This is a genomic window from Fictibacillus sp. 5RED26, assembly GCF_015903895.1.
In the GTDB taxonomy this organism is placed as follows: domain Bacteria; phylum Bacillota; class Bacilli; order Bacillales; family Fictibacillaceae; genus Fictibacillus; species Fictibacillus phosphorivorans.
The window spans coordinates 336,199-360,448 of sequence record NZ_JACZDU010000004.1; the positions used below are offsets into that span (position 1 = coordinate 336,199).

At 38.8% G+C, this 24,250-nt stretch carries 32 protein-coding genes and 1 riboswitch; of the genes, 11 read left to right on the plus strand and 21 right to left on the minus strand.

Going from position 1 to position 24,250, the window contains the following annotated elements; genetic code table 11:
* Positions 1–5: 5 nt before the first annotated feature.
* The 3 genes from IHV10_RS16540 to kynU all read right to left on the minus strand — a co-directional run bounded on the left by IHV10_RS16540 (position 6) and on the right by kynU (position 2,377).
* A complete protein-coding gene (locus IHV10_RS16540) occupies positions 6–308 on the minus strand; it encodes a hypothetical protein (protein WP_197131988.1) in 303 nt (100 codons plus the stop codon).
* A 158-nt stretch (positions 309–466) separates the two neighbouring features.
* Positions 467–1,093 carry an arylformamidase gene (gene kynB, locus IHV10_RS16545; protein ID WP_197131991.1) on the minus strand — a complete coding sequence of 209 codons (627 nt, stop codon included), beginning with the start codon at positions 1,091–1,093 and terminating at the stop codon, positions 467–469.
* A gap of 12 nt (positions 1,094–1,105) precedes the next feature.
* Complete coding sequence (gene kynU / locus IHV10_RS16550; protein ID WP_197131993.1) at positions 1,106–2,377, minus strand: kynureninase; 1,272 nt, start codon at positions 2,375–2,377, stop codon at positions 1,106–1,108.
* Between the two features lie 103 nt (positions 2,378–2,480).
* Between kynU and IHV10_RS16555 the strand changes: the two genes are divergently transcribed.
* Positions 2,481–3,650 carry a CapA family protein gene (locus IHV10_RS16555; protein ID WP_370629674.1) on the plus strand — a complete coding sequence of 390 codons (1,170 nt, stop codon included), beginning with the start codon at positions 2,481–2,483 and terminating at the stop codon, positions 3,648–3,650.
* A 48-nt stretch (positions 3,651–3,698) separates the two neighbouring features.
* Here IHV10_RS16555 and IHV10_RS16560 read toward each other — a convergent pair whose 3' ends face one another.
* The 4 genes from IHV10_RS16560 to IHV10_RS16575 all read right to left on the minus strand — a co-directional run bounded on the left by IHV10_RS16560 (position 3,699) and on the right by IHV10_RS16575 (position 7,388).
* Positions 3,699–3,848 carry a hypothetical protein gene (locus IHV10_RS16560; RefSeq protein ID WP_197131995.1) on the minus strand — a complete coding sequence of 50 codons (150 nt, stop codon included), beginning with the start codon at positions 3,846–3,848 and terminating at the stop codon, positions 3,699–3,701.
* Positions 3,849–3,973: 125 nt separating this feature from the next.
* On the minus strand, positions 3,974–5,293 hold the full coding sequence (locus IHV10_RS16565; RefSeq protein WP_197131997.1) for a Na+/H+ antiporter family protein: 1,320 nt from the start codon (positions 5,291–5,293) through the stop codon (positions 3,974–3,976).
* Between the two features lie 148 nt (positions 5,294–5,441).
* Positions 5,442–6,929, minus strand: coding sequence for a leucyl aminopeptidase (locus IHV10_RS16570; protein WP_197131999.1), 1,488 nt, complete (start codon positions 6,927–6,929; stop codon positions 5,442–5,444).
* 81 nt (positions 6,930–7,010) lie between these two features.
* Complete coding sequence (locus IHV10_RS16575; protein ID WP_197132001.1) at positions 7,011–7,388, minus strand: DUF309 domain-containing protein; 378 nt, start codon at positions 7,386–7,388, stop codon at positions 7,011–7,013.
* Positions 7,389–7,506: 118 nt separating this feature from the next.
* Between IHV10_RS16575 and IHV10_RS16580 the strand changes: the two genes are divergently transcribed.
* Both IHV10_RS16580 and IHV10_RS16585 read left to right on the plus strand, forming a co-directional pair.
* Positions 7,507–7,989: a divergent PAP2 family protein gene (locus IHV10_RS16580; RefSeq protein ID WP_197132004.1), complete on the plus strand. Its 483-nt coding sequence runs from the start codon at positions 7,507–7,509 to the stop codon at positions 7,987–7,989.
* Positions 7,990–8,002: 13 nt separating this feature from the next.
* Entirely contained in the window at positions 8,003–8,833 is an 831-nt protein-coding gene (locus tag IHV10_RS16585; protein ID WP_197132007.1) for an ABC transporter substrate-binding protein, read from the plus strand.
* A 14-nt stretch (positions 8,834–8,847) separates the two neighbouring features.
* On the opposite strand, the gene IHV10_RS16590 is transcribed toward IHV10_RS16585, so the two are convergent.
* The 5 genes from IHV10_RS16590 to IHV10_RS16610 all read right to left on the minus strand — a co-directional run bounded on the left by IHV10_RS16590 (position 8,848) and on the right by IHV10_RS16610 (position 12,189).
* The gene (locus tag IHV10_RS16590) at positions 8,848–9,528 is read right to left on the minus strand and encodes a 3D domain-containing protein (RefSeq protein ID WP_231619588.1); all 681 of its coding nucleotides are present in this window, start codon (positions 9,526–9,528) and stop codon (positions 8,848–8,850) included.
* A gap of 112 nt (positions 9,529–9,640) precedes the next feature.
* Complete coding sequence (locus tag IHV10_RS16595; protein WP_197132010.1) at positions 9,641–9,964, minus strand: YuiB family protein; 324 nt, start codon at positions 9,962–9,964, stop codon at positions 9,641–9,643.
* Between the two features lie 81 nt (positions 9,965–10,045).
* A complete protein-coding gene (locus IHV10_RS16600) occupies positions 10,046–10,177 on the minus strand; it encodes a YuiA family protein (RefSeq protein ID WP_171005383.1) in 132 nt (43 codons plus the stop codon).
* 252 nt (positions 10,178–10,429) lie between these two features.
* Positions 10,430–10,912 (minus strand): NUDIX domain-containing protein, encoded by a 483-nt coding sequence (locus IHV10_RS16605; RefSeq protein ID WP_197132013.1) that lies wholly within the window; start codon positions 10,910–10,912, stop codon positions 10,430–10,432.
* Positions 10,913–10,989: 77 nt separating this feature from the next.
* Positions 10,990–12,189 (minus strand): NAD(P)/FAD-dependent oxidoreductase, encoded by a 1,200-nt coding sequence (locus IHV10_RS16610; RefSeq protein ID WP_197132016.1) that lies wholly within the window; start codon positions 12,187–12,189, stop codon positions 10,990–10,992.
* 376 nt (positions 12,190–12,565) lie between these two features.
* Between IHV10_RS16610 and IHV10_RS16615 the strand changes: the two genes are divergently transcribed.
* From IHV10_RS16615 to IHV10_RS16625, 3 genes are all read left to right on the plus strand, one after another.
* The gene (locus tag IHV10_RS16615) at positions 12,566–13,543 is read left to right on the plus strand and encodes an NAD(P)/FAD-dependent oxidoreductase (RefSeq protein ID WP_197132019.1); all 978 of its coding nucleotides are present in this window, start codon (positions 12,566–12,568) and stop codon (positions 13,541–13,543) included.
* Positions 13,544–13,625: 82 nt separating this feature from the next.
* On the plus strand, positions 13,626–13,799 hold the full coding sequence (locus IHV10_RS16620; protein ID WP_197132022.1) for a hypothetical protein: 174 nt from the start codon (positions 13,626–13,628) through the stop codon (positions 13,797–13,799).
* Between the two features lie 139 nt (positions 13,800–13,938).
* Complete coding sequence (locus IHV10_RS16625; RefSeq protein ID WP_197132024.1) at positions 13,939–14,100, plus strand: hypothetical protein; 162 nt, start codon at positions 13,939–13,941, stop codon at positions 14,098–14,100.
* Between the two features lie 58 nt (positions 14,101–14,158).
* Here the strand turns inward: IHV10_RS16625 and IHV10_RS16630 are convergent, their stop codons facing one another.
* The gene (locus tag IHV10_RS16630; protein ID WP_197132026.1) at positions 14,159–14,515 is read right to left on the minus strand and encodes a HesB/IscA family protein; all 357 of its coding nucleotides are present in this window, start codon (positions 14,513–14,515) and stop codon (positions 14,159–14,161) included.
* Between the two features lie 78 nt (positions 14,516–14,593).
* On the minus strand, positions 14,594–14,773 hold the full coding sequence (locus tag IHV10_RS16635; RefSeq protein ID WP_197132028.1) for an aspartyl-phosphate phosphatase Spo0E family protein: 180 nt from the start codon (positions 14,771–14,773) through the stop codon (positions 14,594–14,596).
* Between the two features lie 310 nt (positions 14,774–15,083).
* On the opposite strand from IHV10_RS16635, the gene mqnE reads away from it, so the two are divergent.
* Positions 15,084–16,181: an aminofutalosine synthase MqnE gene (gene mqnE, locus IHV10_RS16640; RefSeq protein ID WP_197132030.1), complete on the plus strand. Its 1,098-nt coding sequence runs from the start codon at positions 15,084–15,086 to the stop codon at positions 16,179–16,181.
* 38 nt (positions 16,182–16,219) lie between these two features.
* Here mqnE and IHV10_RS16645 read toward each other — a convergent pair whose 3' ends face one another.
* Positions 16,220–16,894 (minus strand): NAD(P)H-dependent oxidoreductase, encoded by a 675-nt coding sequence (locus IHV10_RS16645; RefSeq protein ID WP_197132032.1) that lies wholly within the window; start codon positions 16,892–16,894, stop codon positions 16,220–16,222.
* Between the two features lie 147 nt (positions 16,895–17,041).
* On the opposite strand from IHV10_RS16645, the gene IHV10_RS16650 reads away from it, so the two are divergent.
* Entirely contained in the window at positions 17,042–17,422 is a 381-nt protein-coding gene (locus tag IHV10_RS16650) for a winged helix-turn-helix transcriptional regulator (RefSeq protein ID WP_197132034.1), read from the plus strand.
* Positions 17,423–17,480: 58 nt separating this feature from the next.
* Here the strand turns inward: IHV10_RS16650 and dapF are convergent, their stop codons facing one another.
* Together dapF and IHV10_RS16660 are read right to left on the minus strand one after the other, a co-directional pair.
* Complete coding sequence (gene dapF, locus IHV10_RS16655) at positions 17,481–18,347, minus strand: diaminopimelate epimerase (protein WP_197132036.1); 867 nt, start codon at positions 18,345–18,347, stop codon at positions 17,481–17,483.
* A gap of 16 nt (positions 18,348–18,363) precedes the next feature.
* Positions 18,364–18,606: a hypothetical protein gene (locus tag IHV10_RS16660; RefSeq protein WP_197132037.1), complete on the minus strand. Its 243-nt coding sequence runs from the start codon at positions 18,604–18,606 to the stop codon at positions 18,364–18,366.
* Between the two features lie 99 nt (positions 18,607–18,705).
* Positions 18,706–18,851, plus strand: a riboswitch (FMN riboswitch).
* Positions 18,852–19,038: 187 nt separating this feature from the next.
* Here IHV10_RS16660 and IHV10_RS16665 point away from each other — a divergent pair.
* Positions 19,039–19,617, plus strand: a complete 579-nt coding sequence (locus IHV10_RS16665; RefSeq protein ID WP_231618429.1) for an ECF transporter S component — start codon at positions 19,039–19,041, stop codon at positions 19,615–19,617.
* A 351-nt stretch (positions 19,618–19,968) separates the two neighbouring features.
* On the opposite strand, the gene IHV10_RS16670 is transcribed toward IHV10_RS16665, so the two are convergent.
* On the minus strand, positions 19,969–21,183 hold the full coding sequence (locus tag IHV10_RS16670) for a NupC/NupG family nucleoside CNT transporter (protein ID WP_197132040.1): 1,215 nt from the start codon (positions 21,181–21,183) through the stop codon (positions 19,969–19,971).
* Between the two features lie 209 nt (positions 21,184–21,392).
* On the minus strand, positions 21,393–21,629 hold the full coding sequence (locus IHV10_RS16675; RefSeq protein ID WP_191752119.1) for a YuzB family protein: 237 nt from the start codon (positions 21,627–21,629) through the stop codon (positions 21,393–21,395).
* A 237-nt stretch (positions 21,630–21,866) separates the two neighbouring features.
* Here IHV10_RS16675 and IHV10_RS16680 point away from each other — a divergent pair, with 237 nt between their 5' ends.
* Positions 21,867–22,931 carry an NAD(P)/FAD-dependent oxidoreductase gene (locus tag IHV10_RS16680; RefSeq protein WP_197132043.1) on the plus strand — a complete coding sequence of 355 codons (1,065 nt, stop codon included), beginning with the start codon at positions 21,867–21,869 and terminating at the stop codon, positions 22,929–22,931.
* 39 nt (positions 22,932–22,970) lie between these two features.
* On the opposite strand, the gene IHV10_RS16685 is transcribed toward IHV10_RS16680, so the two are convergent.
* A complete protein-coding gene (locus IHV10_RS16685) occupies positions 22,971–23,279 on the minus strand; it encodes an LSM domain-containing protein (RefSeq protein ID WP_197132045.1) in 309 nt (102 codons plus the stop codon).
* A gap of 88 nt (positions 23,280–23,367) precedes the next feature.
* A complete protein-coding gene (locus tag IHV10_RS16690; protein WP_144698327.1) occupies positions 23,368–23,691 on the minus strand; it encodes a YuzD family protein in 324 nt (107 codons plus the stop codon).
* A 158-nt stretch (positions 23,692–23,849) separates the two neighbouring features.
* Here IHV10_RS16690 and IHV10_RS16695 point away from each other — a divergent pair, with 158 nt between their 5' ends.
* Positions 23,850–24,095 carry a NifU family protein gene (locus IHV10_RS16695; RefSeq protein WP_066238880.1) on the plus strand — a complete coding sequence of 82 codons (246 nt, stop codon included), beginning with the start codon at positions 23,850–23,852 and terminating at the stop codon, positions 24,093–24,095.
* Positions 24,096–24,250: the final 155 nt, after the last annotated feature.

Consider the following 24,250-nt stretch of genomic DNA (forward strand, 5'->3'; position numbering starts at 1 on the left):
TTCACTCACTCCTCATTTTCGTGTTTCAAATCTATGCGTAGCAGATATTTGTTGATCTGTTCTTTTTCCTTGTCCGTGAACTTATATTCACAATCAACACCTTCATCGTGCGCAATGATTTCTTGCAGCTCACCATTTCCATTATAGACAGCTAACGCACTTGGCTCATTGAGTCCTTCAGGAAAAATCTCAAGGTTGTCTATCTCAAAAGAAACATATACATTTGTCCATGGACCAACCTGCACCACATCATGCCCTGTAAAGTGTAAGGTTCCTTCAAAATAATTAGTAAATCCATATTTATACATAGCTGTCCTCCAAGTAATATCTCCTATCTATTATAAGGAACAATAGGTAAAATCTCAAAAATGCAGGTTTTACTTTAGCAACACAGCGAGACCCATCATCAATTATTATTACAAAAAGAAAAAACAAACACATCATTTCGTGTTTGTTTTTATGAAAGTTATTTTACTAGTTCTCTAAGAACGGCTCTCACAGGACTTCCATCAGCCTCGTCAAGGAAAAGTGGAAGAGCGATCAACTCGTATTCTCCTTCAGGCACTTCATCTAATACAAGTCCTTCTAATATATGAATGTTGTGCTCAAAAAGAGCATGATGTGCACATAGCTCTTTGCTATCTAGTGGATCAACGGAAGGCATATCTACACCGACCAAGCCGACTCCGCACTCGCTAAACAGTTTAACCGCTTCTGGTAATATAGGCACGATTCGTTTTGGAAACACGGACCGATCTGTCCAACATCTTGTTTTAAACAGAACTCGTTTTGTACCAGCTTGCAGTTTATCTTTCACTGTCTCAGCCGTTATCTCTTTAGCGTTCGTCACATCAATAACGACCGCTCGTCCCACATATAAGTCGAGGTGTAAGCCCCCGATCCTTTCTCCGCTATTCGTGAAGTGATAAGGTGCATCAATATGTGTACCGGTATGTGTGCTCATCTCCACTTTTCCAACGTTTACAGAACCAGAATCTTCTTTCGTCCAAGCAAGATTGAAGTGATACGGTGTATCCCCTGGCCAACCTGGTACTCCGTTGTAAAGCGGCATGGATATATCAAATAATTTCACGACTGCCACTCCTTATGCAATAACTTCTCTCTTATTTTCATACTTCTCATATTCACGATTTTTCATGATCTTGCTTAATATTTTGACTGCTTCGAATACATCACGATAAGAATTATACAATGCCACAGGAGCTAAACGAATAATGTTAGGTGCTCTAAAATCAGGAACGATGCCATTGTCTTTTAATGCCTTGCAAATTCTCGCAGAATCATTATGCATGAGAGCAACATGCCCGCCTCTTCTTTTATCGTCTAGTGGATTTACAATCGTAAACTCGTTTTCAAGCTCTTGATTCAACAAGTCCATGAGCAGAGTCGTTAACTTTAAAGATTTCGTACGAATGCGGTCGATCTTGGCTTCCTCAAAAATAGATAACGATCCGATCAATGGTGCTGTGCTCAGCATATGAGGTGTTCCAATCTGGTAACCCCCCGCAGAATTTTCCGCATTAAAATGATGATCCATATCAAACTGTGTTTCCTTTTTGCTCCCAAACCAGCCAGATAGTCCGGGCGTTTTCGTGAAATGCTTTTTATTGACGTACAATCCACCGACTCCACCAGGACCTCCATTTACGTATTTGTAATTGCACCAAAATGCAAAATCAACGCCCCATTTACTGAGTTCGTGAGGAAGAGCTCCGATCGAGTGACAAAGATCGAATCCGATTGGTATATTTCTTTTATGTGCTTCACGTGTTAAACGTTCTATGTCTAACAATTGCCCGCTTCTATATAGGACAGATGGAAGTAAGATAAGAGCTACATCCTCTGTCATCTTATCGATGATATCCTGTTCATCCAGCGTTAAACCATTCTTGCTTCCTACTTGAATCAAATCAGTATCTGGATTGAGCCCCTTTAATTTTAACTGACTTTGTAAGCCATAAATATCAGAAGGGAAAGTAAGCTCATCTGCTAATATCTTCGTTCTTCCCTCTTTTGGTTCAAAAAACGTAGCGACCAATTGATGAAGATTTACAGTAGTTGAACCTGTTACGATCACTTCTTTCGCTTCAGCTCCAACCAATATAGCAAGTTTCTCAGCAAGTTTTTCACTAAGAGTAAACCATGGGTATTTACCACCCATCCATCCGTCAATTCCATTCTCTTTCCAGTCATTTAATACATCAAGCAAAGATTGTTCTGCACGTTTAGATAGAAGACCTAGCGAGTTTCCATCTAGATAGATTGATTCATCTTTTGTATAGAACTCTTCTTTAAAAGAAGCCAGTTCATCATTTTGGTCCATAAGGTCTACTGTTTGCGCTGTGATTTGTCTCATTTTGTACTTTCCTCCCGAATGCAAGAATTGAAACCGTTTCCAATACAGAGTAATTTGACATATACATATCCCCTCTTCTTCCATTATGATAGACAGAAAGGGGGTGTTACCACTGAAACGTCTTTGGTGGTTCACAGGTATTGTAGTCGTATTCTTTTCGACAATCGCATTTATATATATGTATAATAACGCAGATTTACAAACGGTAGAAGAAAAAAAGATACCGAAACAAGAAAACACATCTACGCCAGAAGAAATAAAGACAGAGCCGATTTCTCCGGAGCCTGAAGAAATAAAAACAGATCTCACACTTGCTGCAGTTGGTGACATCTTGATTCATGATACGGTTTATAATAAAGCGAAAACTGCAAAAGGCTATGATTTTAATCGCAACTTCACCTCAGTAAAATCATATTTAACCGAGCCTGATATTACGATTGCTAACCAAGAAACAATGATTGGTGGTACACAGCTTGGTCTATCGTCCTATCCCTCGTTCAATTCACCACATGAAGTAGGTGATGCTTTAAAAGCAAACGGTGTTGATCTCGTTACCTTAGCAAACAACCATACACTTGACCGTGGAGAAAAAGCGATTGTAAGTGCCTTGAACTATTGGAATCAAATAGATGTGATGTACACCGGTTCATATTTAACAGACAAAGACAGACAAAATATTAGACTGCTCAAAAGAAATGACATTACGTTATCCTTTTTGAGTTATACATACGGAACGAACGGAATTCCTGTACCTACAGGCAAGGATCATCTTGTCAATCTGATTGAAGTAGGGCGGATCAAGCGAGACATTAAAGAGGCTAGAAAGTTATCTGATGTGAATGTGGTATCTCTTCATTTCGGAAACGAGTATGAAAGGATGCCGAATGAGTTTCAAAAGAATATCGTAAAAGTTGTAACCGAAGCAGGCGGAGACATCATCATCGGTCACCACCCTCATGTTCTTCAGCCTGTAAAATGGGAGACCGCAAGTGACGGATCAAAAACGTTCGTCGCTTATTCTCTCGGTAATTTCTTATCTGGTCAGAGACGAGAATATAAAGACATCGGTGGAATCGTTCAGCTGAAGGTAACAAAACGGCAAAAAGGATCGAAAAAAACCATTGAATTATCAGAACCGAATTTTCTGCCGACCCATGTAGATCAAGCTTTTGTAATTCAACCGATGAAAGACTTACCTGCAATGAAAAAATCTTATGAAGAAATAAAAACACATATGAAGCAGTGGGTTCCCGAACTTACTTTCTCTGAATAATCCTTCATAAAAATAGCTGACTCCTGCTTTTTAGGAGTCAGCTTACTTTTACTTTCCTTTTGATCTTGGGCTTTGGGTATCTCTTTTTGGTAATTCATCACTAAATTTTTCGTCAGAAAATTCTACATTTGTCATGCTTTCTGTTGGTGTTGAGTTGTTTTTCGCTGCTGCATCCCAAGCGTGTTTCCGTTTTGTCATGGTCTTTCCCTCCTTGTTTTTAGCATGTGTATTTATGCTGAAAAATAGCATGCGATAAACCAATAAATTTCTGATGATAAACAAAAAAACCGCACATGGCGGTTTTTCAGTGAAAACAAACTTTTTTATAATACCATCGCTGCAATAAATCCAAAAGCGATTAATGGGATATTGTAATGCAAAAATGTCGGTACACACGTATCCCAGATGTGATTATGCTGATTATCAACATTAAGACCAGAAGTAGGTCCAAGTGTACTGTCAGAAGCAGGGGAACCTGCATCACCTAACGCAGCCGCTGTACCGATCAACGCGATCGTCGCCATAACGCTCAGTCCTAATTCTCCAGCTAGGGGTACGAAGATTGTTGTTATGATAGGAATTGTTGAGAACGATGAACCGATTCCCATTGTTACGAGCAGACCGATAACTAGCATTAACAGTACGCCGAGAGCAGTCGAGTTACCGATAAATGAAGCACTGCCTTTAACTAATGTTTCTACTTCTCCTGTCTCGCGCATTACTGCTGCAAAACCTGCGGCAGTGATCATAACAAATCCAATATACGACATCATTTTCATACCTTCGGTTAATATCGCATCTGAAGCATTCAACTTTAACTGTCCGCTGAAATACAGAACGATAATCCCTGATAAAGCTCCGAAGATCATTGAGTCCGTTTGTAATTGTACAAACAATGTAGCGACAATAGCCAAAACAGCTACAATGATGGAACGAGCTGTATAAGATACATCATCTGTTTTAGTCATTCCGGTCGTTCTATCTTCATATTTGCGTGGTTTACGATACGTAATAAAGACAGCGATCAATAGACCTACAATCATGCCTAGAGAAGGAATCGTCATCGCAGCAGGAATCTGGTCCATCTTAACAGTTAATCCACTATCCTTCATGTTCGTCTGAAGAATCTCATGAAAGATTCCTCCGAATCCTACCGGAAACCACATATAAGGTGTGACCAATCCAAACGTAATAACAGTTGCAACTAACCTACGATCAAGCTGCAGTTCATTTAAAACGTGCAACAATGGTGGAATGAAGATTGGAATGATCGCAATATGAACTGGAATCAAGTTTTGGGAGAATGAAGAAATCATAAGGATGATAAATAAGATTAGTACTTTTGATAACGACTTCTTTTTTGATTCTCCTTCTTTTCCAACCAATACGATAGCTTTTTCAACCATCAGTTTTGGAAGTCCTGTACGAGATAACGCTACAGCAAAACTTCCTAATAACGCATAACTTAATGCGATGACTGCATTTGATCCTAACCCCTCAGTAAATACTGTTATGGTTTCTGTTAAACCCATTCCTGCTACGAACCCGCCTACTAAGGCTCCGATTAACAAAGCTACGACAACATGTATACGTAAAAGGCTAAGTACTAGCATAACAGCTACCGCTAATACCACAGCATTCATTTCATTTCCTCCTCAAATAACTTTATTGCTTTATTTCGCTAAATCACTAATATGTTAAACCTTTAACAAATTAACATGGATAACGGGATTTTGTCAAACCCAAAACAAAAACTGGCTCTCATCAGTGAGAACCAGCTTCGATTATTGATTATGCTTTAAAGTTTCTTACGAAGTTAACGAGTGTTCGAACCATAACACCTGTTGCTCCTTTTGGACCTAACTCTGTAGATTTTCCAGAATACGCAGTACCTGCGATATCTAAGTGAACCCAAGGCGTATTTTCAGCGAACTCGCCTACAAACAATCCACCTGTAATGGCATGACCCAGTCTGCCTGTTGAGTTGTTTAGGTCTGCAACATCACTTGTTTTTAACATATCTTTAAATGGCTGAAAACTTGGCAGGAGCCACAATAATTCTGCTTCATCAGCTGCAGATTGCTTAATATGTTCATAGAACTCTTCATCGTTGGTAAGAGCACCTGTTGTACAATCTCCGAGTGCAACAACAACTCCGCCAGTTAAAGTGGCAACGTCAACAATATATTTTGCTCCTTGTTCCTTTGCATACGTAATCGCATCAGCTAGGATAAGACGCCCTTCTGCATCCGTGTTGCGAACTTCAATTGTTTTACCACTCAGTGAAGTGATCACATCTCCTGGCTTCATAGCCTCTCCGTTGATCAAGTTCTCTGAGGATGGAATCACAAACATGATATTAATCTCTGGCTTCAGACGGCCGATCGCCTCCATCGCTCCCAATACAGCTGCACTTCCACCCATATCGCTCTTCATTTCATGCATGTTTAAAGCTGGTTTGATCGAATAACCGCCCGCATCAAATGTTAATCCTTTTCCGACTAAGGCAACATACGAATCTTCCTTTTTACCGCCTTGATATTTTACTGTGATCAATTTAGGAAGCTGATCTGACCCTTTACTAACCGCGAGTATCGCTCCCATTCCTAGCTTCTCCATGTCTTCCTTTTCAAGGATCTCATATTCCATGCCATATTCGAGCGCAACATCAATTGCTTCAGCAGCAAGATCTGTAGGTGTAAGAAGATTCGCTGGCGTGTTCACAAGATCTCGAGCAAAGTTAATCCCTTTCGCATAAGCAAATCCGCTCGTCAGCCCAGCTTCAGCCTCACTGTTTTCCGTATATACAGTAACCGCTTCTAGCCGTTTTTGTGGTTCATTCGTTTTCTTTTTATAGTCTTCAAATTTATAAACCGCGGTACCTGCAGCTTCACTAAAGGCATGTGCAAGCTTTTCCATAGGGAGCTGATCTGTATGGAACGTATCTAGCAATATAGAAAATTGTTTTCTCTTTTCTTTTGTAATTTCTTGTACCGCTCTTCCAAATGTGCTTCTTGCTTTGTCATACGTGAAATCTTCGCGTTTGCCTAAACCCGCAAAATAGATTCTTTTCGTTCCAAGCTGACCTAGCGTATTAAGTTTTTTGATGCTTTTTAGGCGATTTGATAAATCACCGTCTTTTATAAGATCAGTCATTATTCCTTTTAATTCATTATCCATATCTGCCATTACACCAGTAAGTTTTGGTTCTTGAAATAAACCGACCAGTAGGACTTCTTCTTGTTCGCTGGTATTCCAAAGTTGTTTGATCGTAAACATGTTAAAGTTCCCCCTTTTTCGTTATAAAGCTCTGCTTCTCATTATACTCTTTCTTTTAGAATATTTCGAATTCACGTTGCTTTATTCTTCTAAATTTATATAAAGTTTTGGCAGGACTGGCAATTGAGCAACTTCTTCAAATCTTACCCTATCTGGAAATGATGGTATAACTCCAAGACAATGCTCAATAAACATCAATACTCTCTCTACATCCAGCTGCCAATACGATGGTTTATACGAAGATAGATACTCTTTAGCTACCCTCATCATTTGCCTTGCCCCTTTAAGGTTTCCATATTCATAGTGATAGAGAGCAACCGTCATCTGTAGCAGTCCTTTGATGAACAAGTTACTGCGATCTGTGAGCCAGATCGCTTCTAACAAATCGTGTCCTGTGTAATAATCTCCATCGTTAAAAACAATAAAAAACTCGTAATATTCTTGAGGAAAATACTCCATTCTTACTCCCTCCCCCTCTTTCGTTCAATATTAGTAAAAGATTGAACTGTACCTAAATCGGGTAACAACTATCTAAAACAGCCATACTATAAACCACCATATTGAAAGGATAGTCCCCATGCCAGATATTCTATTAAATTTTCCATTGATAGCAGCTTTACTTGGTGTATTTTCTGCACAATTCTTAAAAATCCCTATCCATTTTTATCATACTAGAAAAATTAGATGGGAGTTATTTATAAGTACAGGAGGAATGCCAAGTTCACATTCAGCTTCTGTTACTTCCTTAGCAACTGCCGTTGGAGCCTTGCACGGTACAGGTTCAACTCTCTTCGCCATCGCTGCCATGTTTGCGATCATCGTCATGTACGATGCAAAAGGTATCCGTTGGCATGCAGGAGAACAAGCAGCAGTATTGAATGATTTAGTAGAGGAATTCAGAAACCACGTAAGAGAATCAGAGAAATTTCAGGAAAAAAAGGTGGAAGAACAAAGAAAAGAATTAAAAGAACTTCTTGGACATCGTCCTAGTGAAGTGTTCTTTGGCGGACTTCTTGGTATTCTTCAAACATTACTCTTATCATGGTTGTTCATATCATAGGAGGTTCTTCTCTTTGAGAATCATTTCAATTTGCCCAAGCAATACGGAACTGTTGCATTTTTTAGGATTAACATCAATGTTGGTCGGAGTCGATGACTTTTCAGATTGGCCAAAAGAAATTGAACAACTTCCGAGATTAGGTCCAGATTTATCGATTGATATGGATAAACTTCAATCTCTAGAGCCTGATCTTGTACTAGCTAGTTTAAGTGTACCTGGAATGGAGAAAAACATAGAGGAATTAGAGCGTCGCAGTATTCCACATGTCATTTATAATCCACAAAGTCTTACTGATATCCAAAATGATCTGCTCGATTTGGGTAAAGTAACAAATCATTTGCCAGAAGCTGAAAAAGTAAATGCATGGATGAAGAATGAGATTACTCACTACGATAAAATTAGCAACTCCATAAAAAACAGAAAAAAAGTATATTTTGAGTGGTGGCCTAAGCCCATCTTTACACCTGGTAGGGTGAACTGGCTCTCAGAGATTGCTCATCTTGCTGGCGGAGAAAACGTGTTTCAAGACGTAGAATTGGCAAGTGTTCAAACATCGTGGGAAGATGTTGTAACTCGCGAGCCAGATATCATAGGCATGGTTTGGGTCGGTGTTAAAACAGAAAAGATGAAGGTTTCCCACATTAAGAAGAGAGAGGGATGGGACCATCTAGAAGCTAACACGCGCACTGAAATCTACAAACTTGAAGAATCCCTCTTTTGTAGACCCTCACCACGGTTAATCATCGGAATGAAACGATTAGCTGCACTTGTTCATCCGAATGACTTTCCTGCATTCTTACCAGAAGAAGAGGAAAGCTACATAAAAAAGCTTCAGGTCACTTAAACCTGAAGCTTTTATCATTTATATAAGTATTGCTGTCTGAATACTTGCATGGACTTTTCTTCGTTTAGATCATTCAGTTCATTTTCAGTTATCTTACCGTCTCCACGCTCGACAATATACACATCAATATTTTTCTTGCCCCACTTTTTATACACTTCGTCTACCGTATTATAAAAGAGATCTAACCTGTTCCCTTTAATGGCTGATCCAGTATCTGCCACTACTCCATATCCGTATCCTGGAATCCATAGAACGGTGCCGATCGGAAAGAATGAAGTATCTGCTGCAATGGTAGAATAGAGGTCTCTTCTCACCTTTAACCCTGATTTGGTGATTCCGTATGCAGGATGACCTTTAGTCTTTCCTGTACTCTCATGACCTGCCGTATAGCCAGTTGCTGTTACTTTAACTGAAGGATATTGAGTAAGATTCATCTCATCTTCAAGGGATCGCTGCTTCACCTCAGCAGAAGAAACCATCATGTTAGGGTTATAAATTGTAGGCAATGTCTTCAGGGACTCTGTTAAAACACTAAGTGTAGCCTCAACAATCTTGTTGTCTGACTGTGTTTCATCTAGCCATGTTACTAGATCATCTGCTTCTACACCAGAAATGGAACGAAATGTCGTAAATATTGCACAGATGAATAGGATAACGATCGTGGTTCTCTTTACAATTTTTCTTAAAATCAACAAAAATTGTCCACTCCTCTCCTATCTATTCCTTCCCAGGCTAGTTATTATGTATACCCGTTTCTTAATAAAAGGAAAAAAGTGCAAATAAAAAAACCCCTAAATAAGGGGCTTCTTAAAACATCTGATAACCGCGTACCCGCAACATCTTAATGGCAACTCCGGAAAGTATCGCACCGATTAATCCACAAGCAAGAATCGTAATATCAGATACTGACAAATTTAGAAGATCACTTCCAAGTAGTCCAAAGCTCGTACCTGGTTTTGTAAAATACTCGAAAAACCGAATGTCATCTACTATCATAATGACGACTATTGGATATAGAATAACCATAAACCAAGTAGCACGTAAAAGCATGTTAAATAAGAAACCGATTCCAAAGAATAGAACCATAAACAGCAACATTGAAATAATGAATTGCGGCAATAGCAAATCCATGATGTAGACACCCCCATAATCCTTAGGTTAGTTTACTAAACGGGGGCATATACGTCAATCGTGTTTGAGAGCGTTACGGTTTTAAGCTCTTTTTTTACCGCTTCCGCAGCATTCCACACACGTTTCAGATCCTCCAAGCAAGAGCTGAAAATAACCCTTTCCCTCACAGTATGGACATTGATCATGTTTTTTCTGAATCGCATGTTTTCTCATGTTGTAACACTCCCTCTTTTTTTGTTTAAATTTTCAGATAATAATAACAAGGAAATGAGGGAATGAAAAACCGATTTTAAAGCTAAATACTCCAATGTAAGCGTAATCATCATGAACATTCTTTAATTATCAGAATATTTCGTACATTTTTGTTGTTACTTGTTTAAAACCCCTTTCTAAGGAGTTTAACTAAAATAAACAGAGCTCTTCGGAAGCCCTGAATCAATAATCTTTTTCGATAAGTATGTACTTTTATCTACAATCCATTACCTTATAAGTCGTATAACCGAATACGTCTCCAGGATTGATTTTATCTTCTAGAAACTTCACTTTTCTTTCCATAAAGTAATGAATCATTAATGATGTATCAGGATCTGCTCTTAGTTCTTCAGGCGTCATGAGAGCAGCTGTTTCAATTTCACTTGAATGCTGTGAAAGATCGCCATGCTTCTTCCTCAATAAAAAAACAACCATATTATCACTAATGGTTTCTTTAATAACACCTGAGCGTATACCAAGTATTGTACTGACTTCACCAACGATGCCTGTTTCTTCATAAACTTCTCGAATCGCCGCTTCATCAACTGTTTCTCCAGCATCTACAAAGCCAGCTGGAATAGACCATTTTCCTTTTAGCCCGCCATAATTCTTTTTTACGACGAGCCATCTTCCATCCTCATCGATCAGTAGACCAGCTGCTGCAAGCCAAACATTTCCTCTGTCTTTTTTCGTCATCCGAACGCTCGCCCTTTCTCAACGTAATAAAAAAGAACAGAAGCTTTACGCTTCTGTTCTTAGTTTACCACTATCTATTAAAACAGTTTTAATTTTCCTTTTTTAATAACCATCGGTACCCCACCTAGTAAGAACAGGTAGCGGTTATCGATTACTTTTTTCATGGCAGATGCAGTTGCACCAAATAATTTCTTGTTTCCAACTTTACCAATCGCTTCACCTTTACCAAGGGACGCAACTGTACCTTTAATATCAGGCTTGAATTCTTCAAGCTTTCCACCGTTCATCAATGCTTTGATGTTACGGCCGATCGTGTAAGCTTGTTGAATCGCGATTTGAGCTGTTGGAGGATATGGACGATTCGCTTCTTCATCGATGATAAGTGCACAGTCTCCTGCAACAAAAATATATTCGAATCCAGGCATGCGAAGGTCTTTATCAACTTTCACACGTCCGCGCATCGTTTCGAATCCAGCTTCTTCAACTAAGTGGTTACCGCGAACTCCACCAGTCCAAACGATAGTAGATGCTTTGATCTCTTCACCATTTGCAAGAATTACACCATCTTCATTACACTCTTTGATCGGTGTGCTTACAAGGAATTCAACGCCACGGCGTTCTAAGTTATTGATTGCATACTCAACTAGTTCCTCATCAAATCCTGGAAGTACTGTTGGAGCAGCTTCAATATTTACGATACGAACTTTTTCACGAGGAATATCATATTCACGGCAAAGTTCAGGAACACGGTCAGCTAGTTCCCCAACGAACTCAATTCCTGTAAATCCTGCTCCACCTACTACGATTGTAATAAGTTCATCAGGTTGTCCTTCGTTATTGTAACGAGCGAAAGAATAGTCGATATGCTCGCGAATTTTACGAACAGAGTTGATGCTGCGAATGCTGAATGCATTCTCTTTAAGACCTTGGATACCGAAAGTTTCTGGATCAGAACCAAGAGCAATAATTAAGTAGTCGTATGTTAATTCTTGATTATCTAGGATAACAAGCTTTTCATCTTTTTTGATTTCTTTAACCGTATCTTGAACAAAGTTCACTTTGTTCATGTCGATAATGTTATCGATCATGATACGTGTTTTGTCATGATGTAATGTACCCGCTGCGTTCTCATGAAGCCACGTCGTTTGGTAATGATAGTTGTGCTTGTTTACTAACGTGATCTCAGCTTCGTCTGAACCTAGCTCTTTTTGTAAACGGACAGCTGACATGATTCCACCGTAGCCGCCGCCTAATATTAGAATTTTTGGCTTACTCATTTAAATTCACTTCCAGTTCTCATTTTTTTTAGTTTGACCTTTTCAATCATTAAATATGATGGAAAGGAATAGATTGTGATATATTTCACGTAATAAGATATAAATAAATGCAAAAAACGTTCGAAATTTCGACATTTTTTAACCATACACCCTCATCTTATTCCTTTTTTCTTGTTTTTTCAACCCTTTTTTCGTTATGATGATGTTTCAATTTCTATTGTGAAGTACCTTTCATTACGTTGTTTGACAATGTCAAAATCTACAAACAAAAAGAGGACTTTGGGCTTCCTTCAAGAATGTAAAAATGAGAGATAGCACGTTCTGGTCAGAACATATTACATGTTCGTCAGTCATAAATCTAGAAGAGGTGAAAGTTATGACAAAAGAGATTTACGATATTACGATTATTGGCGGAGGACCTTCAGGCTTGTTTGCTGCTTTCTATGGTGGCATGCGTCAGATGAAGGTGAAAATTATTGAGAGCATGCCTCAACTTGGCGGTCAGTTATCTGCTCTTTATCCTGAAAAGTACATATATGATGTTGCTGGATTTCCTAAAGTACTTGCTCAAGAACTCGTCAATAATCTTAAAGAGCAAGCGATGCAGTTTAACCCAACAGTCGTTCTAGAAGAATCGGTTCAAAATGTTGAAAAAAGCGAAGAAATCTTTGAGTTAACAACAGATAAAAGCGTGCATTACAGCAAAGCCGTTTTAATTACGGCAGGCGTAGGTGCATTCCAGCCTCGTCGTTTAGAACTGGCAACCGCTCAACAATACGAAGGGAAAAACCTTCATTATTTCGTAAATGATTTGAATGCATTCGCAGGAAAACGCGTTTTAGTTTGTGGTGGCGGAGATTCAGCTCTTGATTGGTCATTGATGCTTGAGCCTATTTCTCCACAAGTTACGTTAACACACAGACGTGATAAGTTTCGTGCTCATGAACATAGCGTCGAGCAGTTAATGAATTCAAAAGTTGCAGTTAAAACCCCTTATCAAATTACAGAGTTGATCGGTGATGGAGAGAATATCTCAGCTGTTGTTTTAGAGAATGGAGATGTTAAAGAGACCGTTGAAGTGGATGCTGTAGTTGTAAACTATGGTTTCATCTCCTCTCTAGGTCCAATTAAAACATGGGGGTTAGATATTCAAAAAAACTCAATCGTGGTTAACTCAAAAATGGAAACAAATATAAAAGGGATTTATGCTGCTGGTGATGTATGTACGTATGATGGTAAAGTAAAGTTGATCGCTTCAGGTTTTGGTGAAGCGCCTACGGCAATCAACAATGCTAAATCATACATCGATCCAAACGCTAAGACACAACCTTTACACAGTACTAGCTTATTCTAAACTTTTATTGGCGCGGGGTAACAAGCTCCTGCGCCTTTTTATTTTCAATCATTCAAATAGTCATATAAGGGAGAGAGTAGATATGAACAGACAATTTACTGAAGAGGAAATGCATGCTGCTGACTGCCTTCAGGAAATGCAAAGGATCATCAATCAGCTTCATATATCAGACGAATCTTTCCTAGAAGATACGAAAAAAGAAATTCCACGTTTATCTGAGTTGCTACAAGATCTAGAAAAATACACAGTGGAATAAATTGCATATGGTTAGCAACCTTTAGTTCTGTTATCATGGTATTTGAGGCGGACAAGTGCCGCTGACTCATATGAATTTTTACCCGGTGTTGGCGCGCCGGGTTTTCTTATATCTTTTTTTAGATAAGGAGACTTACATAATGGAGATTAATTTAATACTTGGAATTGTTTTCTTTATCCTTGGTACCTTTTTGATGCCTCTTGGTTTAAAAGAGCAACACAAACAAAAGAAATTCTTACTTATCGGTGCTGCTGTTTTATCAGATATACTTGGGGTGCTTTTTATTTTTAATATCATTTAGCTCAAAAAAGCTCCTGCCTCTTGAATAAGAGGCAGGAGCTTTTATTATCGCACTTTATTTAACACTCTTCTGGTGTTCCAGCGTTTGTCGCTGTTCGGAAAGAAGATCCACAGCCACATGATGCGATTGCGTTCGGGTTTGTAATCGTAAACCCTCCACCCATCATGTTCTGTTTAAAGTCGACAACTGTTCCTTTTAGGACTTTTGCACTTTCTTCATCCACAACCACGCGGATTCCTTCAATCATCTCTTCTCGGTCTGAGTCACTTTTATCACTATCGAAACCCATGCCATAAGAAAGTCCTGTACATCCGCCGCCTTTTACCGCTACACGGAGAAATTGATTTTGATCTTCTTCATCAGCAAGCATTTCTTTAATTCGACTCGCTGCACTATCTGTTATTTCAACGATCATCGTGATCACTCCTCTTATAAGGATCTATATCTATAGTATAACGACTCTTAAATAAGCCCTCAAGGAATCGGCTTTCGATTAGTTGGTTTTTTGCTGCATTTCCATAATCTTATTATGTGTCTCATCAATTTTTCTACTATATTTTAACACCATTGGATGCTGCAGACCTAACACGTTCGCCGCCTGTATCATTTTATTACGCAATGCCTCTAATTGTTCGATCTTTTCAAGTCTAGCGGCTGGTATTGTGGCTTTCATTTTCGTCACTCCACTCTTCGTTTTCAACATATCCGTTCCTTTTATTTTACATTTTTTCTATTTATTAGACAACGAGTCACTAATAAAAAAATTAAACTTTTTATGTGCTAATATCTGTAAAAGCAGCTTCCCTTGTCGTAAAGTTTGAATAGGATTATAATGATTATGCAATTAAGACATGTATTGAATTCTCTTAATACATAAGTATTCGTATAAATTTGGTAAAGAGAGAGTGTCGCTTTATGCCTATCTCTTAAAAAATTGTGTACATCATCCGAACATTTCATTTGAAAAATTAGGGGGATTAGTAATGGCAAATATATTAACGCTAGATACGCGTATGGAGGCAATCGCTGAGAAGATAACTCACGGTGAGCGTCTTTCGATTGAAGATGGATTATTTCTATATGAAACGAATGATTTGCTAAGCGTTGCTTCATTAGCAAACGAGGTTAATAAGCGTAAGAACGGCGACAACGTTTACTTCATTGAAAACTTGTACATCAACCCGACTAACGTATGTGAAGCTACTTGCAGTTTCTGTGGCTTTAAACGTAAGCCTGGTGAAGAAGGCGCTTATACGATGAACGATGAGCAGCTCTTGAGCTATGTTGAAAAACGCTGGAACGATAACATTAGAGAGTTTCATATCGTAGGTGGCCATAATCATGAAGTACCTTTCGATTATTATCTAGATACGATTCGAACGTTAAAAAAGCATTATCCACAAGTAACGGTTAAAGCATATACAGGTGCAGAGATCGAGTTCTTCTCCAGAATAGCTGGACTTTCTATGAAAGAAGTATTAGAAGAGTTGATTAAAGCAGGTCTTGATACCCTGCCTGGTGGTGGTGCTGAGATTCTGACCGAACGTTACCGTTTAAAAATGAGCCCAGACAAAGCATCGACTGATCAGTGGTTAGAAGCACATGAAATCGCTCATGGTTTAGGATTAAAAACACATGCAACAATGTTGTACGGATCTATTGAGACGAAAGAAGAACGTCTCATTCATATGGACCGCTTGCGCCAACTTCAAGATTCAACAAACGGATTCATGGTATTCATCCCGTTAGCTATGCAGCCTCGTACACAATCTATGGGATTGATGAGAAGAACATCTGCTTTTGATGATATGAGAACCATTGCGATCAGCCGACTCATGCTAGATAATTTTGACCATATCAAAGCATATTGGATCAACATTGGTGTTCAGTTAACTCAAATGGCATTAACGTTCGGTTCAAGTGACATCCACGGAACGTTGATTGAGGAACGTATCTCTCACGCTGTTGGAGCATTAACGTCATCAGGGATTACACGTAAAGAACTTGTTCACTTGATCAAAACAGCCAACAAAGTTCCTGTAGAACGTGATACATTTTATAACATTATTCAAAAATACTAAAAAGTGGAGGCGATTGTGCCTCCACTTTTTTATGTTCGTTACTCAATCCATTTCACAACATCGCTCATATCTTGACGAACTTTTGGACGGGGTTCATTTACGCGATAGCCGAATCCTACCATAACCGCTACTTCAAAGTTTCCTCCTTGAAGTACTCCTTCTCTTTCTAAAATTGCCTGAACTTTCTCTTGATCAAATCCTTCGATCGGGCAAGAATCAATTCCTATCTGCGCTGCAGCTGTCATCATATTTCCTAGTGCAATATAGACTTGTTTAGCTGCCCAATCGACCATAGCGCGGTCGTTTCCAAGAAGCTTAAAGTCAGATTCTAAGAATGTCTTGTAAAACCCACTGATCGCATCATACGCTTCTTTCGGAAGATTCTTTACATCTTTCTTGATATGCTCAATGTATTCTGAATCGTACATCATATCTTCTGCCGTACGTGCTAGCATCACGATATAGTGACTCGCAGTCGGCAATTGTTTTTGTGCGCCCCATGATACAGGTTTCAACTGTTCACGTAGCTCTGGGTCTTGAATGACAACAAAACGCCAAGGCTCAAAGCCGAAGGAACTCGGTGATAGACGTCCAGTTTCTAAAATAAATTCAAAGTCTTCATCTGAAATCTTTTTCTCTGGATCAAATTCCTTTGTTGCATGTCTGAACTGAAATGCCTCTAAGATTTCTTGTTTTTTAGCTTCTTTATTCATGATGTTTATCTCTCCTTCAATATTTATGAACGTAATTTAAAGTTGTTTTGATATCCTACACAATATATTATAAAAGTAATAACAAAAATGAAAAGTACGCACATTTTTGTGTCATAGTATCATTTTTTATACTAAAGGAGCCATTCAATGACTAATCAACAATTCGACCTTTCCAATTGGCAATCTCACGGCTATTCATGTCCAGTCGAAGCGACTCTTGATATTATCGGTGGTAAGTGGAAAAGCGTTATTTTGTATCACTTGATCGAGGGCAAGATACGTTTTAACGAACTAAAGCGCCTCGTCCCTGGAATTACACAGCGAATGCTTACCCTACAGCTACGAGAATTAGAGCGTGACGGCATCATACACCGAGAAGTTTATAAACAAGTCCCGCCGAAAGTGGAATATTCTCTAACTTCATTTGGTGAAACACTGATCCCTATTATAAAGTCCATGCTTCAATGGGGAATTGAACATACGGAGAAAATCGTTCAACATCGTGAGCAGGCTGAAGTTAAGGATTAAAAAAAGAAAGCATCTCTGCTTTCTTTTTTAGTAGGTGTAGGCTTAATGTGTGCACCTTCTACCTATTAGTATGATATTCACCCGTACAGATTATTTCTGCTGGGCCAGTCATCCAAATATCTCCATTATCTTTCCAGTTAATGATGAGATCTCCGCCTGCTAAATGAACAGTAATATCCGTATTTCTATCTGCTTCTTCGTTTAGAACGGCAGCTACAGCTGCTGCACAAGCTCCTGTACCACAAGCTTGTGTAATACCTGATCCTCTCTCCCAAACTCTAAAGTGCATTTCACTTTTAGACACCACTTCTACAAACTCTGCGTTTACCCAATCAGGAAACATTGAATCTTTTTCGATGATTGGTCCTAACGAATGCAGAGGCGCTTTCTCAATATTATCCACAAAGAAAACGGCATGTGGATTTCCCATGGAAACAGCAGTGAGTCTTAAAGGTGTCCCATCAAAAGATACTTCCTCATTCACCACTTGTTGGAGGTGGTCAAATCCCGTGACAGGAATTTTTTGAGGTCGAAGGATGGGGTTACCCATATTAACCGTAACGAGTGATACTTTATTGTTGTTACCTATTGTTACTTTTGCAGTTACTAAACCACCTAGTGTTTCAATCTGAAATTCGGTTTCTGTTACTAACCTGTTTTCGTACGCATATTTGGCTACACATCGAAGTCCGTTACCACAGTTTTTAGCTTCAGAACCATCATTATTAAAGATTCTCATTTTAACTGGCGCTAATTCGCTTGGGCAGATTAGAATCATCCCATCTGATCCGATGCCCGTGTAAGGATTTGAGACTTCCGCTGCTAACCTCGGCAGATCAGCTTCATCAATACACTCTTCAAACATGTTTATATAGATGTAATTATTGCCTAATCCATGCATTTTTGTGAATTTCAACGTATCCATCGCTTAACCCTGCTCCTTATGATTGACCTCTCAATTTTTCATCCGTATAAAAATAATCATCGTCGGCGTTTAGTATGGTTAACTTGCCATGACAACAAGGCATAATAAGTATCTGTTTAATTCCTTCTTGAGCAAGATTCAGTTGTTCTTCTTTAAAGGAAGTCAATACATTGTCTCGTTGGCAGAACGGACATTCCGAAATATAAATATCCTTCATCATTCTTTCATATGGCCATGTATATTCAAATGTTAATTTCATATCGGTTCATCCTCTATTTGGAAGGTATGGTTATTGCATATTCGTTCACAACTTACATTTTTTAAAGTATAATAGGTGATGTAACAAAATACAATAGCGATCCATCTTCGGGGCAGGGTGAAATTCCCGACCGGCGGTAAATGAAGATTCCCTCTTCATCAGCCCGTGAGCGAAAAAGTTTTCTTTTTTGCTGATCTGGTGTAATTCCAGAGCCGACAGTATAGTCTGGATGGGAGAAGATGTAGGTACAGCGGTTCAACTCTAATTAGAACCCTTTGTTTAAGCATGCCATTTTGTGCATCTTTTACATGCTGTTTATCATACTTACAAACTCCCTTAGTCTCATTAACTGACTAAGGATTTTTTGTGTGAAACAGGCTGTGCTGCATTCGAAATCATGAGATGGCGCAACACAAAAGAGGAGAGATTTCAATGCAAAAGGGAAAGATCAAACAAATGGTAGCGGTATCGATGCTCAGTACGATTGCTTATGTACTGATGATGCTCGACTTTCCGTTCCCAGGGTTACCTCCATTTTTAAAGATTGATTTTAGTGAGGTGCCTGCACTTCTAGCTGCAATCATTTTCGGACCAGCGGCAGGAGTTATGGTGGAAGCCATAAAAAATGTTCTACACTACGGGATAGTAGGAAGCTTTACCGGAGTACCAGTTGGCCAATTAGCAAACTTTGTGGCCGGTATTCTATTCATTCTTCCAGTATCCTACTTATTCCGCAAAAAGAATTCTGTTAAACGTCTTTCAGCGGGCTTGATCTTAGGAACGGTTTTGATGACATTTATGATGGGTCTGCTCAACTACTTAATCATCTTACCAGCCTATACGTGGTTCCTTGGTGCTGATCCGATGTCTAGCCAGATGATGCTTGATCTTATATTAAAAGGTATAACACCGTTTAACTTGATAAAAGGTACAATAATTACACTGTTATTCGTAGCATTATACAACCGAATGCAGCCATGGGTGATGAAACAGATCGCTCAACAGGCTTAAATATAGAAGATAAAACCGCAGGGGGGATGATTCCCACTGCGGTTTTTTTATTGTTCATGATAGGGGTATTATGCTGGACGGGCGGTTAGATTGCTTGTCGAAATTTAGCGAACCGCCTTTATTTTTGAATTTAGACTTAATTGAACGCCGTTTTGACTTAATTAAGTCTTATTTCGACCCAATTTTGTTTGCTTAGACTTAATTATAGATGATGATACCCTAGCTGGTATTATTCAGGGGACTATGTCCCAAGTGTGACAGAGAATTGCACCGCACGCTATCTGCTAAAAGCCTCCCTAACAAAAAAAGATGCTCAAGCATTAGCTTGAACATCTTAAAATGAAACCATTTTTATAGAATAAACATACCTGCGATTGCACCGCTTAGTAAGTTTGCGATTGTAGCTGCGATTACAGCGCGCATTCCAAGTCTTGCGATGTCAGGACGACGAGTAGGTGCCATTGCTCCAAGACCACCTAAAAGGATTGCGATCGAAGAAAGGTTCGCGAAACCACAAAGTGCGAAACTTACAACCGCTACTGTTTTCGGCATTAAGTCTGGAATTTGAGGTGCGAATGAAGAATAAGCAACGAACTCATTCAATACGATTTTTTGACCGATGAACGTACCGGCTTTAACTGCTTCTTCCCACGGTACACCAATAACAAATGCGATTGGAGCGAAAATATAACCTAGAATTTGTTGAAGTGTGATATCATAACCGAACCAGCCACCGATTCCGCAAAGGATACCGTTAACTAAAGCGATAAGTGCGATGAATGCAAGTAACATTGCCCCAACGTTAAGTGCGATTTGAAGTCCATCTCCAGCACCTTTTGCTGCAGCGTCAATTACGTTTACTGTATCTTTATCACGTTCTAATTTGATCTCACCCATTGTTTCAGGCTCTTCTGTTTCAGGAACAATGATCTTAGCGATTGCAAGTCCTGCAGGAGCACACATAAAGCTTGCCGCGATTAAGTATTCTAACGGTACTCCTAATAGGTAATAACCAATCAATACAGAACCTGCTACTGATGCTAGTCCACCTACCATTACAGCAAAAAGTTCAGATTGAGTAAGACGGTTCATATATGGACGAATAACTAGAGGTGCTTCTGTCTGACCTAAGAAAATATTTGCAGTAGCACTCATTGATTCTGCTTTACTAGTTTTTAATAACTTAGATAATGCTCCCCCTAAAATTCTTACAACCCATTGCATGATGCCTAGGTAATAAAGAACTGAGATTAGAGAAGAGAAGAAAATGATAACGGTTAAAACTTGAAACGCAAAGATAAATCCTTTTCCTTCTGCTGGAATCATACTTCCAAACAAGAAAGTAATTCCTTCGTTCGCATAAGCCACAACGTTTGAAACCTTTTGTGAGACGCTTTGCAATGCTTGTTTTCCAGCATCCCATTTAAGAACGATCAACGCAAAAGCAATTTGAATTGCTAGTGCACCGATTACCGTTCTCCAGTTAATCGCTTTCTTATTTTGAGAAAGTAAGAATGCGATTACAAGAAGAACGAGCATACCACCTAATCCCCATAAAATTTGCATATTCGTACACCCCTTTTGTAATTTGGAAGAAAACGCTTACTATTAGCACGTTAGTTGTCAGACATCCAATGACTGACCCTTTTCTAATGTAACAAATTTCGACAAAAATGCAATCGTTTTTCAAAAAATTATATGCTAGATATTTTTCCCAATCATAACTCCCTTATCCATAGAAAAAGCAGCTATCCCATTTTTAGAATAGCTGCTTTTTAAAACATTCCGTTTTCTTCTATATGATTGTAAATATTTTTCACAAGTTCATCTGATGTTTCTCCGTGAACGATATCTCCATTTACGAGAGCAAACATCGACTTTGCACAGTGTCCACAATAGCCTAGACACCCATACTCGATAACGTCTAGATCATAGTCTTTCTCGAGTTCTTCGAGCGCTTTTTGTGCACCACTCGCTAAATTACTTACACAAAACTCTATAATCGGTCTCATTTCCGTCTTCACCTCTTGATGAATCCATCCTAACCGTTTCTATAGTTGTAGTCAATGTAAACACTCATTCTTCCTGTGTTTTTTCTATAAAAGAGTTGTGAAATTGTTGCAAAGTGCTATACTTAAACATGTCAAAAACGTGTAATCGTTTACTTATTTCGAGTTAAGGTTATTTACTAATATATGCATTTTTAAAAACAGATAAGAATTGTCTTGAAAGAAAAGGGGAAATGACAAATGAAACACCTCGTTTTACTTGGCGGAGGATATGGAAATATGCGTGTGCTAAAGAGACTTCTTAATTCCTCAGACCTCCCTGAAAACATTCAGCTTACGCTTATTGATCGTGTACCTTATCATTGTTTAAAAACTGAATACTATGCACTTGCTGCAGGTACGATATCTGACCATCATGTACGTGTTACCTTTCCAGACCACCCTCGCCTGAATATTAAATACGGCGAAGTTACAGCAATTGATGTAAAAGAAAAAAAAGTTCTATTAAAAGATCAAGATGCAGTCTCATATGACGATTTGGTTATCGGCCTAGGTTGCGAAGACAAATATCATAATGTCCCTGGTGCTGACCAATTTACGCTCAGCATTCAGACTATTGATAAATCACGTCAAACGTATCAAATTCTAAACAACTTGCATGCTAATGCGGTTGTTGCAGTAGTTGGTGCCGGTCTTTCAGGAGTTGAGTTGGCATCTGAACTTCGTGAGAGCCGTCCGGATCTTACAATTAAACTCTTTGACCGTGGTGATATGATTCTTTCCGCTTATAAGAAGCGATTGAGCAACTATGTACAAAACTGGTTCGTTGAACACGGTGTTGAAGTAATCAATAATTCAAATGTAACAAAGGTTGAAGAAGGCGCTCTTTATAATCATGATGAAAAGGTAGAGTGTGATGCTATCGTTTGGACGGCAGGTATACAGCCGAGCCGAATCGTTCGTGATTTAGATGTTGAAAAAGACAGTCAAGGACGTGTTGTTCTAACTGAACATCATCACCTTCCAAACGAAGAGCATGTATACGTTGTTGGAGATTGCGCGAGCCTTCCTTATGCACCAAGTGCACAATTAGCAGAGGAGCAAGCAGAACAAATCTCTCAAGTCCTTTTAGCTCGTTGGAACGAACAGCCTCTTCCTGAGATGAACGAGATTAAACTAAAAGGAGTTATGGGTTCTCTTGGTAAGAAGAGCGGATTTGGTACGATGGGTAGCACTGCTCTTATTGGTAGAGTGCCACGCTTATTAAAATCAGGAATTCTATGGTTGTATAAATATCAAGTATAAGAAAATACCCATGCAGCAGCATGGGTATTTTCTTTATTTTTACCAATAATAAGGACGAAAACGACGAATTCGGTAAAAAGGAAAACCAAAAACTCCGAAGCCTGGAAAAAACGGCCCGACAAAAATGATACGGCTATTACGGTCAGCGTTCTCACCTGGCATGATCATATACATGTTATCCTGATCATAGCTATGCAATTGACCGTGATATACATTTCCATCATTCAATTCGATCGTAACCTTCTGTCCCATGTACTCGAGACAAAGATCATGATAATGATGGTGATGATGTCCTGCATATGAGGATGATTCATCTTTATGACTTTTACCTTTTAAAGGGTTCAACAATACAATTTGCCTCCTTTTTTCTCTATACATCTTATTCTTAAGAGAAAACAAGGCGTGTGTACAAACCCAAAATAAAAAAAATAGGCGCTTAACTTACAGCGCCATAACCGTTCTGTTCTATAATTGCGTAGATCGTTTTTAAATTCGGATTACCTTCTGCTACTACTTCTCCATCTATCACAACGACAGGATAAAAAAGGTCTTCTTCTACAATTCTTTCTGAAAATGCCTGATCGATCTCATTTTCCGTATTTTCCATGTCTATATAAAGAACATTAAACAATAAGTTCGGAAACTTTCTTGAGATTGCTGCTTCTAGCCATTCAGCCGTTTCTTTTGCTGAAGGAAGATGAACACAGCTGGCACATTTTTGTTCTGCTCCATATACTTTAATACTAAATGAGTTACTCATGAAGAATCACCTCAATGTATGCGCTTATTTGTTTTCATCATACCTTATTTTTCAAAAAAGAAAAAGGAGCAAATATCATGATGCTTGCTCATGGATTTTTTATTCCATATCCCGTATACTAAGAGTAAGTTCTTTTTAAGAAAGGAGCCTTGATTATTATGGCTGAAACTCAAAACTTAGAGATGCGTGAACAAGTTGAAGAAGTTCTTGATAAATTACGCCCGTTCCTTCTTCGTGATGGAGGAGACGTGGAATTAGTGGATATTGAAGAAGGTGTAGTAAAAGTACGCCTAATGGGAGCATGTGGTAGCTGCCCAAGTTCAACAATCACACTAAAAGCAGGTATCGAACGTGCACTTCTTGAAGAAGTTCCTGGTGTTGTTGAATTAGAACAAGTATTTTAATAAAAACGCAAGAAGCCGCTCTTTTGAAGAGCGGCTTCTTTTTTTGTTTTTTTAAAACTTAGTTGCAATAGAAAGTAGTAATTTAGTATACTCGCACAAATTATTTGAACGCTATTAAGAGTTCTTTAAGAAGCTTCATTGACAAGTTGATTGGA

Coding starts and splice junctions, on each gene's coding strand:
- IHV10_RS16570 (WP_197131999.1), bottom strand. CDS start 6,929: ATGTTTACGATCAAACAACTTTGGAATACCAGCGAACAAGAAGAAGTC.
- IHV10_RS16635 (WP_197132028.1), bottom strand. CDS start 14,773: ATGAAAGCCACAATACCAGCCGCTAGACTTGAAAAGATCGAACAATTA.
- IHV10_RS16605 (WP_197132013.1), bottom strand. CDS start 10,912: ATGACGAAAAAAGACAGAGGAAATGTTTGGCTTGCAGCAGCTGGTCTA.
- IHV10_RS16620 (WP_197132022.1), top strand. CDS start 13,626: ATGAACAGACAATTTACTGAAGAGGAAATGCATGCTGCTGACTGCCTT.
- dapF (WP_197132036.1), bottom strand. CDS start 18,347: ATGGATACGTTGAAATTCACAAAAATGCATGGATTAGGCAATAATTAC.
- IHV10_RS16595 (WP_197132010.1), bottom strand. CDS start 9,964: ATGGATTTGCTATTGCCGCAATTCATTATTTCAATGTTGCTGTTTATG.
- IHV10_RS16600 (WP_171005383.1), bottom strand. CDS start 10,177: ATGAGAAAACATGCGATTCAGAAAAAACATGATCAATGTCCATACTGT.
- IHV10_RS16625 (WP_197132024.1), top strand. CDS start 13,939: ATGGAGATTAATTTAATACTTGGAATTGTTTTCTTTATCCTTGGTACC.
- IHV10_RS16645 (WP_197132032.1), bottom strand. CDS start 16,894: ATGAATAAAGAAGCTAAAAAACAAGAAATCTTAGAGGCATTTCAGTTC.
- kynU (WP_197131993.1), bottom strand. CDS start 2,377: ATGAGACAAATCACAGCGCAAACAGTAGACCTTATGGACCAAAATGAT.
- IHV10_RS16695 (WP_066238880.1), top strand. CDS start 23,850: ATGGCTGAAACTCAAAACTTAGAGATGCGTGAACAAGTTGAAGAAGTT.
- IHV10_RS16680 (WP_197132043.1), top strand. CDS start 21,867: ATGAAACACCTCGTTTTACTTGGCGGAGGATATGGAAATATGCGTGTG.
- IHV10_RS16575 (WP_197132001.1), bottom strand. CDS start 7,388: ATGGAGTATTTTCCTCAAGAATATTACGAGTTTTTTATTGTTTTTAAC.
- IHV10_RS16540 (WP_197131988.1), bottom strand. CDS start 308: ATGTATAAATATGGATTTACTAATTATTTTGAAGGAACCTTACACTTT.
- IHV10_RS16565 (WP_197131997.1), bottom strand. CDS start 5,293: ATGAATGCTGTGGTATTAGCGGTAGCTGTTATGCTAGTACTTAGCCTT.
- mqnE (WP_197132030.1), top strand. CDS start 15,084: ATGGCAAATATATTAACGCTAGATACGCGTATGGAGGCAATCGCTGAG.
- IHV10_RS16615 (WP_197132019.1), top strand. CDS start 12,566: ATGACAAAAGAGATTTACGATATTACGATTATTGGCGGAGGACCTTCA.
- IHV10_RS16660 (WP_197132037.1), bottom strand. CDS start 18,606: ATGAAATTAACATTTGAATATACATGGCCATATGAAAGAATGATGAAG.
- IHV10_RS16650 (WP_197132034.1), top strand. CDS start 17,042: ATGACTAATCAACAATTCGACCTTTCCAATTGGCAATCTCACGGCTAT.
- IHV10_RS16560 (WP_197131995.1), bottom strand. CDS start 3,848: ATGACAAAACGGAAACACGCTTGGGATGCAGCAGCGAAAAACAACTCA.
- IHV10_RS16630 (WP_197132026.1), bottom strand. CDS start 14,515: ATGATCGTTGAAATAACAGATAGTGCAGCGAGTCGAATTAAAGAAATG.
- IHV10_RS16665 (WP_231618429.1), top strand. CDS start 19,039: ATGCAAAAGGGAAAGATCAAACAAATGGTAGCGGTATCGATGCTCAGT.
- IHV10_RS16610 (WP_197132016.1), bottom strand. CDS start 12,189: ATGAGTAAGCCAAAAATTCTAATATTAGGCGGCGGCTACGGTGGAATC.
- IHV10_RS16675 (WP_191752119.1), bottom strand. CDS start 21,629: ATGAGACCGATTATAGAGTTTTGTGTAAGTAATTTAGCGAGTGGTGCA.
- IHV10_RS16580 (WP_197132004.1), top strand. CDS start 7,507: ATGCCAGATATTCTATTAAATTTTCCATTGATAGCAGCTTTACTTGGT.
- IHV10_RS16670 (WP_197132040.1), bottom strand. CDS start 21,183: ATGCAAATTTTATGGGGATTAGGTGGTATGCTCGTTCTTCTTGTAATC.
- IHV10_RS16690 (WP_144698327.1), bottom strand. CDS start 23,691: ATGAGTAACTCATTTAGTATTAAAGTATATGGAGCAGAACAAAAATGT.